Genomic DNA, 10,579 nt, shown 5'->3' on the forward strand with positions numbered 1-10,579 from the left:
CCCCGGCGGCCCCGGCGGTCAGGGACCGGGCGCCACGGCAACCCCGGCACCGCGCCCCTCCTAAAGACCCCGAATGCCCAGCGCCACCCCCCCAGGCGCTGGGCATTCGGCTGTCTGGGACGGGGTATTCGGCTGGATGGGACAGAAGTGGGCGCGGCGGGTACCCGTTGGAACGTCAGGCGCTACCCGCCTGAGATTAGGGGACACGATGACCGAGAAATACGCGACCACCGACTCTGGGGCGCCCGCCCCGAGTTTCGAGCACTCCTTGACGGTCGGATCCGACGGGCCGATTCTGCTGCAGGACCACTACTTGATCGAGCAGATGGCCAACTTCAACCGGGAACGCATCCCGGAGCGTCAACCGCATGCCAAAGGCGGTGGCGCCTTTGGAACGTTCGAGGTGACCCACGACGTCAGCGAGTTCACCCGTGCAGCGTTCCTGCAGCCGGGCACCAAAACGGAGATGGTGGCCAGGTTCTCCACCGTCGCCGGGGAGCGCGGCAGCCCAGACACCTGGCGCGATCCCCGCGGATTCGCGCTGAAGTTCTACACCTCCGAGGGCAACTTCGACCTCGTCGGCAACAACACGCCGGTGTTCTTCATCCGCGACCCGATGAAGTTCCAGAACTTCATCCGCTCCCAGAAGCGTCTGCAGTCGTCCAATCTGCGCGACCACCACATGCAGTGGGACTTCTGGACGCTCTCTCCGGAGTCGGCACACCAGGTGGCCTGGTTGATGGGGGATCGGGGCATCCCCAAGACCTGGCGGCATATGAACGGCTATTCGAGCCACACCTACAGCTGGCTCAATGCCGCCGGCGAATTGTTCTGGGTGAAGTATCACTTCAAGACCGACCAGGGCGTCGATTTCCTCACCCAGGAGGAAGGCGATCGGCTCGCCGGTGAAGACGGTGACTACCACCAGCGCGACCTTTTCGACTCGATCGACTCGGGCAACTTCCCCAGCTGGACGTTGCACATGCAGATCATGCCGTTCGAGGATGCCAAGACCTACCGGTTCAACCCCTTCGACCTGACCAAGGTGTGGCCGCACAGCGACTACCCGCTTCATGAGGTGGGGCGAATGACGTTGAACCGCAACGTCACCGATTACCACGCCGAGATCGAGCAGGCCGCCTTCGAGCCGAACAACATCGTGCCCGGTACGGGGTTGAGCCCGGACAAGATGCTGCTGGCGCGCGGTTTCTCCTACAGCGACGCGCACCGGCATCGGCTCGGCGTGAACTACAAGCAGATTCCGGTGAACACGCCGCACGTCGAGGTGCACAGTTACTCCAAGGACGGCGCCATGCGGATCCGCAACGTCACCGACCCGGTTTACGCGCCGAACTCGATGGGCGGTCCGGTGGCTGATCCGCAGCGCGCCGCGGAGGTGCACTGGGCATCCGACGGTGACATGGTGCGCACCGCCTACGCGCTGCGCGAGGAGGACGACGACTGGGGCCAGGCCGGCGCCATGGTCCGGGAGGTTCTGGACGACGATGCTCGAGAGCGGTTGGCGCACAACATCATTGGTCATGTCTCGAAGGGTGTGAAGGAACCGGTGCTCTCGCGGGTGTTCGAGTATTGGCGCAACGTGGACCCGGATCTCGGTAAGAAGGTCGAGGAGGGCGTCCGCGGCAAGCTGGACGGCTAGTGTGCCGGCACGCTAGTCATCGGTCCTGGAGCGCAGGTACAGGGTCGCCACCTGGCTCATCGTGATCCACCTGGCCGGCCGCCTCCTGCGGCCGACCAGCACATGGTTGACCGTCGCCGGCCTGATCCAGCCGCTGCAGAGGCTTGAACTGATCGCGACTGCGGTTCGCTGAGCATGATCGGGGGATTGCTTCGCGCCGGATGACGGGCAGCCCGGCTGGCATGATCGAAGCCATGAGTATCGATGTCATCTACACCGCGGAGTCGACGGCCAGCGGCGGAGGACGCGACGGACACGTCAAGTCGTCGGACAATCGAATCGACATGGAAACCCGGCCGCCAAAGGAAGCCGGCGGCAGCGGCGAGGGTACCAACCCGGAGCAGTTGTTCTCCGCCGGTTACGCGGCCTGTTTCCTCGGGGCGCTGCAGCTGGTTGCGCGTTCGGAGAAGATCACCCTCGACAGTGCCTCCGGGGTCACCGCGCAGGTCGGGTTGGGCAAGGATTACGACGGCGGGTACGCCGTCGACGCACACCTCATCGGGTACCTGCCCGGGCTGGAGCAGGGCCAGGCCGAGGACCTGATGAACAAGGCCCACCAGGTGTGCCCGTATTCGAAGGCCACTCGCGGCAATATCGACGTCACGCTGGCCGCCAAGGTCTGAGGCGTGCGTACTTTTGCCGCCGCCGCGGCCGCGGTGGTGATCGGCATCGCCGGCGCTGTCGGGACTTCACCTGCGGCACAGGCCCGCCCGTCGGACCCCGGCGTGGTGTCCTACGCCGTGCTGGGCAAGGGCTCGGTCGGCAATATCGTCGGTGCGCCGATGACCTGGGAGTCGGTCAGCACCGACCCGGTGCAGGCCTACTGGGTGGACCTGCCGGTCTGCAACAACTGGGCCGACATCGGGCTGCCCGAGGTGTTCTACGACCCCGACCTCGCGTCGTTCAACAGCGCGGTGACGCAGACGTCGGCCACCGACCAGAACCATTTGGTCAAGCAAGCGATCGGGGTCTTCGCCACCGCCGACGCCGCGGCGCGGGCCTTCCACCGGGTCACCGACCGCACGGCCGGGTGCGCCGGGCAGACCACGGCCATGCACCTCGACGACGGCAGCACGCAGGTGTGGTCGTTCAGCGGAGCAGCACCCACCGCCACCGACGCGGTGTGGGTCAAGCAGGAAGCTGATACCGATCGACGCTGCTTCACCCAGACCCGCCTGCGGGAGAACGTGTTGTTGCAGGCCAAGGTGTGTCAGTCCGGCAACGGCGGACCCGCGGTCAACGTGCTCGCCGGTGCGATGCAAAACGCCCTGGGGCAGTAGAAGGCCACGGCGACATCCGCTGCGGTAACGAATCGTCGGTTCGGGTACACGTAGGAAGACTGTCGCTCGAGGATCGGGGAAATTTGTCGGTGCCATCATCGAGGATGGATGTCATGGCGCTCGCCGTCACGTCACAACCGGACCGGTCATGCAGCGGGTCGGATGCTGGGGAACGCATTCTCACCAGCTCGTCGTCGGCGGCCCTGCACATCGCCGGTAGTTCGCTGACCGACGGGCCGGTCGGTCGGGTGGGCCTGGAACTCGAGGCGCACTGCTTCGACCTGAGTGATATGCGGCGGCGTCCGGGATGGTCAGAACTCAGCGACGTGATCGCCGGAGTCGGCCCCCTGCCCGGGGGCAGCGCGGTGACCGTCGAGCCCGGCGGCGCGGTCGAGCTGTCCGGCCCGCCGGCAACAGGGCCCCTGCCGGCGATCACGGCGCTGGCCGCCGACCGACAGGTCCTGCAGACAGCGTTCGCCGAGGCCGGTCTCGGTCTGGTGCTGCTCGGTGCCGATCCGCTGCGCCGCCCGCACCGCGTCAACCCCGGCGCCCGCTACCTGGCGATGGAGCAGTTCTTCGTCGCGTCCCGCACCGCAGGCGCCGGCGCGGCGATGATGACGTCGACGGCGTCGATTCAGGTCAACCTGGACGCTGGGCCACGCGACGGCTGGGCAGACCGGGTACGTCTGGCCCACGCGTTGGGGCCGACCATCATTGCGCTGTCGGCGAACTCGCCGCTGCTCAGCGGCCGGTTCACCGGCTGGCAGTCCACCCGTCAGCGGGTCTGGGGGCAGCTGGACTCGGCGCGCTGCGGGCCCATCCTCGGCGCCAGCGCCGACGATCCGTGCACCGACTGGGCGCGCTATGCCCTCAAGGCTCCGGTGATGCTGGTGCACGCCCCCGAGCCGGTAGCGGTCACCGACCACGTGCCATTCGCGGACTGGGCCGACGGGCTGGTCCTGCTGGGCGGGCGGCGACCGACGGCGGCCGATCTCGACTACCACCTGACCACGCTGTTCCCGCCGGTGCGGCCGCGGCGCTGGCTCGAGATCCGCTATTTGGACAGCGTCTCCGATGCGGTGTGGCCGGCGGTGGTGTTCCTGCTCACGAGTTTGTTGGACGACCCAGCGCTTGCCGGCTACGCAGCAGAAGCGGTCGAGCCCGTCGCCACAGCCTGGGACCTTGCCGCCCGGGTCGGGCTGGCCGACAAGCGGCTTTTCGCCGCGGCGAATCGCTGCGTGGAACTGGTGGCCGACCGCGTGCCGGCGGGATTATCGGAGCCGATGCAGAGGTTGGTGGAGAACGTGGAGGACGGACGTTGCCCCGCCGATGATTTCGCCGATTTGGTGATCCGGGTCGGTATCGAAGGTGCGGTGTTGCAGCAGACAGGGGCGGCGACGTGATCGGCCGGGACCAGCTGGCCCGCGACCTCGAGCGGGCGCGCCAGCGCACTTTGGTCCTGACCGACTTCGACGACGCCGAGCTGCATCGCCAGTACAACCCGTTGATGAGTCCGCTGGTGTGGGACCTCGCCCACATCGGTCAGCAGGAAGAGCTGTGGCTGCTGCGCGACGGCGACCCGCGGCGTCCCAGCATGCTGCCGCCCAACATCGAAGGCCTCTACGACGCGTTCGTGCACAGCCGGGCCAGCCGGGTGGATCTTCCGTTGCTGTCTCCGGCGCAGTCACGCGCGTACTGCCGCAGCGTGCGCTCCGCGACCCTTGACGTGCTGGACACGCTGCCCGAACGCGATGACGATGCCGAGGTCGCCTTCCGGTTCGGCCTGGTGGTCAGCCACGAGAACCAGCACGACGAAACCATGCTGCAAGCGCTCAACCTGCGCACCGGACCTGCGATCCTGGGCGCGAGCACGGTCCTTCCGCCGGGCCGGTCCGGGCTTGCGGGGACCTCGGTGCTGGTCGCCGCCGGCCCGTTCGTCCTCGGCGTGGACGCCGAGGACGAGCCGCTGTCGCTGGACAACGAGCGGCCGGCCCACGTTGTCGACGTGCCGTCGTTCCGCATCGGCCGGGTACCGGTGACCAACGGTGAATGGCGGCAGTTCATCGACGACGGTGGATACCGCCGCCCGCAGTGGTGGTCGGCCCGGGGCTGGGAGCACCGGGTAGAGGCCGGACTGACGGCGCCGGCGTTCTGGAACGACGGGGGGCTGGCGGGCACCCGCACCCGATTCGGCAACGTCGAACAAATCCCGGACGACGAACCCGTGCAGCACATCACCTTCTTCGAAGCCGAGGCTTACGCCGCCTGGGCAGGTGCGCGGCTACCGACCGAGATCGAATGGGAGAAGGCCTGTGCGTGGGATCCGGTGGTCGGGGCGCGCCGTCGTTACCCGTGGGGTGCCGAGCATCCGGGCCCGTCGCTGGCCAACCTCGACGGTGCCGCGTTGGCGCCCGCGCCCGTGGGCGCCTACCCCGACGGCGCATCGGCCTACGGGGCCGAGCAGATGCTCGGCGACGTCTGGGAGTGGACCACTTCGGCGCTGCGGCCGTGGCCCGGCTTCACACCGATGATCTACCAGCGTTACTCCGAGCCTTTCTTCGAGGGCAACGGGGCCGGCGATTACAAGGTGTTGCGGGGTGGCTCGTGGGCCGTGGCCGCCGACATCCTGCGCCCCAGCTTCCGCAACTGGGATCACCCGATCCGTCGCCAGATCTTCTCCGGCGTCCGGCTGGCCTGGGACGCCTGATGTGCCGACATCTCGGCTGGCTGGGCGAGCCGGTGTCGATCGCCTCATTGGTGCTCGACCCGCCCTGCGGGCTGCGGGTGCAGTCCTATGCACCGCGGCGCCAGAAGCACGGTCTGATCAACGCAGACGGTTGGGGCGTGGGCTTTTTCGATTCCGACGGGCAGGAGCGGCGGTGGCGCAGCGCTGCGCCGCTGTGGGGAGATGCGTCGTTCGCCTCGGTATCACCGGCGTTGCACAGCGGGTGCGTGGTGGCCGCGGTGCGTTCGGCGACGGTCGGCATGCCGATCGAGCCCAGTGCGTCCGCGCCGTTCAGCGACGGCACCTGGATCCTGTCCCACAACGGTGTCGTCGACCGGCGCGTCCTGCCGGTGAGTGCGAAAGCCGAGTCCACCGTCGACAGCGCGGTGCTGGCGGCGTTGATCTTCGACCGCGGACTGGACCACCTGGGCGACACCATTGTCGAGGTCGGGGCCGCCGACCCTGCCGCGCGGCTGAACATTCTGGCCGCCAACGGTTCTCGACTGCTGGCCACCACATGGGGCGACACCCTGTCGGTGCTTCGGCGAGACGACGGTGTGGTCGTGGCCAGTGAGCCCTACGACGACCATCCGGCTTGGCGCGACATTCCCGACCGCCACCTGATCGAGGTCGCCCACGGCGAGGTGACGCTGATGCCCCTGAAAGGAATCCTGTGACGTTCACGCTGTCCAACTACTTGGCCGCCGACGCCGCCGCTGCGGCGTTGCGCGAGGATGTGCGAACCGGACTGAGGCAGGCGCCGAAGTCGTTGCCGCCCAAATGGTTCTACGACAGCGTCGGCAGCGAGCTGTTCGATGAGATCACCCGGCTGCCGGAGTACTACCCCACCCGCGCCGAAGCGCAGATCCTGGGCGCGCAGTCCGCGGCGATCGCGGCCGGCAGCGGCGCGGACACCCTCGTCGAACTAGGCAGCGGAACCTCGGAGAAGACCCGGACGCTGCTGACGGCCATGCGCGACGGCGGCTCCCTGCGCCGCTTCGTTCCGTTCGACGTCGATTCGACCGTGCTCGAGTCGGCCGGTGCGGCGTTGGCTACCGACTATCCCGGGCTGGAAATCGACGCGGTATGTGGTGATTTCGAGGAGCACCTGGGCAAGATCCCGGCCGGCGGCCGCCGGTTGTTCGTGTTCCTCGGCTCGACCATCGGCAATCTCACTCCGGGGCCGCGCGGGCAATTCCTGGCGACCCTCGCAGACGTTCTCGATCCCGGTGACACCCTGCTGCTGGGAACCGACCTGGTCAAGGACGCCGGGCGGCTGGTGCGCGCCTACGACGACAGCGCAGGCGTTACCGCGGCGTTCAACCGCAATGTGCTGGCGGTGCTCAACCGAGAGCTGTCCGCCGATTTCACGATGGAGGCCTTCCAGCACGTCGCGAAGTGGAACGTCGCCGAGGAACGCATCGAGATGTGGCTGCGGGCCGCCGAGGCGCAGCACGTCACGATCGGCACGCTCGGTCTCGAGGTCGACTTCGCCGCGGGCGAGGAGATGCTCACCGAGGTGTCGTGCAAGTTCCGGCCCGACGGCGTGGAGCGCGAACTCGCCGCCGCCGGCCTGCGGCGCACCCAGTGGTGGACCGACCCAGCCGGCGACTTCGGCTTATCGCTGGCGGTCAAGTGAGCGAAGCTAACGCGCTCGCCGACCGCTGGCGAGCCGCCCGGTTGCCCACCGCCGGCATCCATGTGGATAGTGCCGCGTGCTCGCGTCAGACGCTCGCCGCGATCGAGGCCGCTGCAGCGCACGCCCGCCACGAATCCGAAGTCGGGGGTTACGTGGCCGCCCAGGCGGCCGCGCCGGCGCTGGCGGCTGGACGTGCCGGGGTGGCCGCGTTGACCGGGATGTCGCCGGACGACGTCGTGTTCACCACCGGCTCCGGCAATTCCCTGGACCTGCTGCTCGGCGTCTGGCCGATGGCACGCACCGTGGCGTGCCTGCCCGGCGAGTACGGCCCGAATCTGGCGGCATTCGACGCCCGCGACTTCACCACGGTGCCGCTGCCCGTCGATGCCCTCGGCCGCCTCGATCCAGATGCGGCGCGAACCGCGCTTGCCGCCGACCCGCCGGCCATGGTGCACCTGACCGCAGTCGGTAGCCACCGCGGTGTCGTCCAACCGGTGGCCGCCATGGCCGCGGTGTGCCGCGATCTCGGCGTGCCCCTCGTTGTCGACGCCGCCCAGGCGCTGGGGCAGATCGATTGCGTTGCCGACGTCGACGCGGTCTACTCCTCGTCGAGGAAATGGCTCGCCGGGCCGCGCGGTGTCGGTGTGTTGGCGGTTCGACCGGCGCTAGCCGACCTGTTGCACACCCCGCCGTGGGCGGACTCGCTGTCGGCTCTGCAGTGCATGGAGCTCGGCGAGGCTAATATCGCTGCCCGAGTTGGCTTTTCAGTCGCCGTGGGCGAGCACCTGGCTGCCGGTCCGAGTGTCGTGCGGCAAGGGCTGGCCGAACTCGGTCGGCTGGCCCGGGTGGCGCTGGCCGATGTGGACGGCTGGCGGGTGGTCGAGCCGGAGGGTGAGCCGACCGCCATCACCACGCTGGTGCCGACCTCCGGGGCGGACCCGGTACAGGTCCGGGCCCGGCTGATCGCCGAGCACGGCATCGTCACCACCGCTGCCGGCATCGAGCGTGCGCCGAGGGAGCTACACACCCCGGTCCTGCGGATCGCGCCGCACGTGGATAACACGGCCGACGATCTCGAGGCGGTCGCGACGGCGCTGCGCGCCGTCAGCTGACGCGGTCAGCCGACGAACTCCCGCAGCGCCGCCCGCAGCGGCGTGAACCGTGTGCTGGCCGCCAGCTCGATCAGGGCAGCCTCGGCGATCATTGCGACCCACAGCTGGAGTGGACCTTGCAGCGGCGCTGTGGCGCAGTTTCGCCGCGTCCGATTCCGATCTGCGGCCCTGCGCCAGGGCGATCGCTACTGGGAACCTGCGGTATCCGAACCTTCCGAATAGAAGGCGCGCTCCCTCCGACAACCCGGTGTTGCAACGACGCCCGCCAGCACGGGAAGAAAGGTGGTTTCTCGGTGCTGTCGCAACCGTTCTCTAAGGTTCTGCAGGTTGTGGGACCTCGAACAGGTTGAACCGGTAGCTCTTCAACACCGGCATGACCATCGAGGCCACCCGCAGCCCGTAGCGCAGATGCGCGGGCAGCCGCCGGGTGACAGTGGGTCCGGGAGCGGGCAGGGTGTGCGTGTCGAGCAGACGCAGCCCGTGTGCCTCCAGCGTGCGCGGATCGTCGCACACCCACTGCATTCGGGCATCGACGCTCTTCATCGCCCCATTGCGGGCCTGGCCGGCGATCATCGCCGTACCGGCGGTGTCGAATGCGATGAGCGCGCCAGGGAATCGGTGCGCAATGGCGTCGAGGACCTGGGAGACCTGTGCGTCGGTCAGGTAGACCAGGACCGCCTCGATCACGAACATCGGCGGCGTTCGGCCGGCGACGTCCTCGACCACGCCGAACCAATCGGTGTCCAGCACCGAGCCCGCGATCATCGTGCGGCGATCGGTGTCGGTGAAGAAGCGTCGGCGTAGCTCGATGGCGTCGGGGAGATCGAGATCGAACCAGTGCACCCGACCGTCATCAAGCCGGTCGAACCGGGTGTTGAGCCCGGTCCCGACCTCCACCACGGTGCCGCCGGGGTGATCCTGGAGGTATTGCCGCACCCAGGTGTCGAAAACGGCGGTGCGGATGACCGACCCCGGCAGCGAACAGCCCCGGAACCGGTCGAACCCGTAGTCCAAGCCATCGACCAACTCGACGGCCTTGGCATCGGCCAGGATCGGACGTCGGGACCGGGCATCGTGGGCTCTCCCGAGCAGCGGGATCAGCAATGTCTCCTGCACCTCACCCAGTTGCGGTGCGATCTTGCCCATGATGTGGCTCCTTGCGTGCGGTTCTCCGAATGGCCTCCACCTTGATGTAATGAGCTTGTGCCAGTAAACCCTTACACTGCTCCGTTGCTCCGGAATGTGACCGATCTCCTGAATCGGCCGCCGGCATCGGCCGCCGAACTCGAACAGCGGTGGACCGAGCACGGTCTGCCGCTGCCCCGTTCGGCCGGTAAGGACGACTTGGTCGCGGTCCGCGGCTTCCTGCGGGCCTGGCGGGCGCTGGTCGACGCCGGCACGGACGAGGACCGCGCCACTGTGCTCAACGACCTGCTGCGCCGATACACCGAACGAGCCTCGGTCTCGCACCATGAGCAGACGGGCTGGCATCTGCACTTTCGCGATGTCGACGACGGGTTCGCCGCGACCCTCACGGGCGCAACGACGGCTGCCGCGGCGCACTTTCTCACCGCGCGCGGTATGCGTCGCTTCCGCGTGTGCGCTCGGGCTGACTGCGACAACGCGTTCGTCGACTTCACCCGCCCCGGGACCCAGAGATACTGCCGACACAACTGTGCCAATCGCGATGCGGTGCGCAGGCATCGCATCGCGAGGCGCGCTCAGTCGGGCAGGTTGCCGTAGGTCCTGTCGATCCGGAACAGGTACAGCACGCACCCCTCGTCACGCATCGTCTGTTCGAACTCCGTTTCGGTCAATTCGATCTCGACCCCGTTGTCGCCATGCCAGGCCAGCAACCCCTCGGGCCGATGTTCGCGCAACCTCATGAAAGCGACGATGTCGGCTGGAGTTGTTGGCGTGTCCAGAATTTCGACCGTCGTCTCGACACAGAGCCAGGTTGGCCCGGGCGCGTCGTAGAACAGCGTCGCACGTGGGTCGCGGCGCAGTCGTTGGGTGCGGACCTTGTGGCGGTGCCCGACGCTCAGCAGTCGGCCATCGACAACGGCGGGCTCCATCTTGGCGACCTTGGGCCGCCCGTCGGTCCCGACGGTGATCATCGCCGCG

Annotated in this window: 11 protein-coding genes; 9 read left to right on the forward strand and 2 right to left on the reverse strand. The window is 68.1% G+C overall.

From position 1 onward, the window contains the following. Positions 1–208 precede the first annotated feature (208 nt). From ACXDF8_RS26755 to egtE, 8 genes are all read left to right on the forward strand, one after another. Complete coding sequence (locus ACXDF8_RS26755; RefSeq protein ID WP_457226262.1) at positions 209–1,660, forward strand: catalase; 1,452 nt, start codon at positions 209–211, stop codon at positions 1,658–1,660. Positions 1,661–1,893: 233 nt separating this feature from the next. Then, positions 1,894–2,322, forward strand: a complete 429-nt coding sequence (locus tag ACXDF8_RS26760) for an organic hydroperoxide resistance protein (RefSeq protein ID WP_457226263.1) — start codon at positions 1,894–1,896, stop codon at positions 2,320–2,322. A gap of 3 nt (positions 2,323–2,325) precedes the next feature. Next, positions 2,326–2,979 carry a sensor domain-containing protein gene (locus ACXDF8_RS26765; protein WP_457226264.1) on the forward strand — a complete coding sequence of 218 codons (654 nt, stop codon included), beginning with the start codon at positions 2,326–2,328 and terminating at the stop codon, positions 2,977–2,979. 113 nt (positions 2,980–3,092) lie between these two features. Beyond that, a complete protein-coding gene (egtA, locus tag ACXDF8_RS26770) occupies positions 3,093–4,382 on the forward strand; it encodes an ergothioneine biosynthesis glutamate--cysteine ligase EgtA (RefSeq protein ID WP_457226265.1) in 1,290 nt (429 codons plus the stop codon). Continuing rightward, a complete protein-coding gene (gene egtB, locus ACXDF8_RS26775; protein WP_457226266.1) occupies positions 4,379–5,686 on the forward strand; it encodes an ergothioneine biosynthesis protein EgtB in 1,308 nt (435 codons plus the stop codon). The genes egtA and egtB overlap by 4 nt, the downstream gene beginning before the upstream one ends. Next, complete coding sequence (egtC, locus tag ACXDF8_RS26780) at positions 5,686–6,381, forward strand: ergothioneine biosynthesis protein EgtC (protein ID WP_457226267.1); 696 nt, start codon at positions 5,686–5,688, stop codon at positions 6,379–6,381. The genes egtB and egtC overlap by 1 nt, the downstream gene beginning before the upstream one ends. Further along, positions 6,378–7,343 (forward strand): L-histidine N(alpha)-methyltransferase, encoded by a 966-nt coding sequence (gene egtD, locus ACXDF8_RS26785; protein ID WP_457226268.1) that lies wholly within the window; start codon positions 6,378–6,380, stop codon positions 7,341–7,343. Before egtC ends, egtD begins: the two co-directional genes overlap by 4 nt. Further along, positions 7,340–8,455, forward strand: coding sequence for an ergothioneine biosynthesis PLP-dependent enzyme EgtE (egtE, locus tag ACXDF8_RS26790; RefSeq protein ID WP_457226269.1), 1,116 nt, complete (start codon positions 7,340–7,342; stop codon positions 8,453–8,455). Before egtD ends, egtE begins: the two co-directional genes overlap by 4 nt. 312 nt (positions 8,456–8,767) lie before the next feature. On the opposite strand, the gene ACXDF8_RS26795 is transcribed toward egtE, so the two are convergent. Next, positions 8,768–9,601 carry a class I SAM-dependent methyltransferase gene (locus ACXDF8_RS26795; protein ID WP_457226270.1) on the reverse strand — a complete coding sequence of 278 codons (834 nt, stop codon included), beginning with the start codon at positions 9,599–9,601 and terminating at the stop codon, positions 8,768–8,770. Positions 9,602–9,685: 84 nt separating this feature from the next. Between ACXDF8_RS26795 and ACXDF8_RS26800 the strand changes: the two genes are divergently transcribed. Further along, on the forward strand, positions 9,686–10,198 hold the full coding sequence (locus ACXDF8_RS26800; protein ID WP_457223041.1) for a CGNR zinc finger domain-containing protein: 513 nt from the start codon (positions 9,686–9,688) through the stop codon (positions 10,196–10,198). Here ACXDF8_RS26800 and ACXDF8_RS26805 read toward each other — a convergent pair. Beyond that, a partial coding sequence (locus ACXDF8_RS26805) for a pyridoxamine 5'-phosphate oxidase family protein (protein ID WP_457226271.1) occupies positions 10,177–10,579 on the reverse strand: 403 nt, incomplete at its 5' end. The genes ACXDF8_RS26800 and ACXDF8_RS26805 overlap by 22 nt on opposite strands.

The organism is Mycolicibacterium sp. CBM1, from assembly GCF_054073305.1.

Bases quoted from the DNA above. Each gene is read 5' to 3' on its own strand.
- ACXDF8_RS26755 (WP_457226262.1), top strand. From the start codon at position 209: ATGACCGAGAAATACGCGACCACCGACTCTGGGGCGCCCGCCCCGAGT.
- ACXDF8_RS26760 (WP_457226263.1), top strand. From the start codon at position 1,894: ATGAGTATCGATGTCATCTACACCGCGGAGTCGACGGCCAGCGGCGGA.
- egtA (WP_457226265.1), top strand. From the start codon at position 3,093: ATGGCGCTCGCCGTCACGTCACAACCGGACCGGTCATGCAGCGGGTCG.
- egtC (WP_457226267.1), top strand. From the start codon at position 5,686: ATGTGCCGACATCTCGGCTGGCTGGGCGAGCCGGTGTCGATCGCCTCA.
- ACXDF8_RS26795 (WP_457226270.1), bottom strand. From the start codon at position 9,601: ATGGGCAAGATCGCACCGCAACTGGGTGAGGTGCAGGAGACATTGCTG.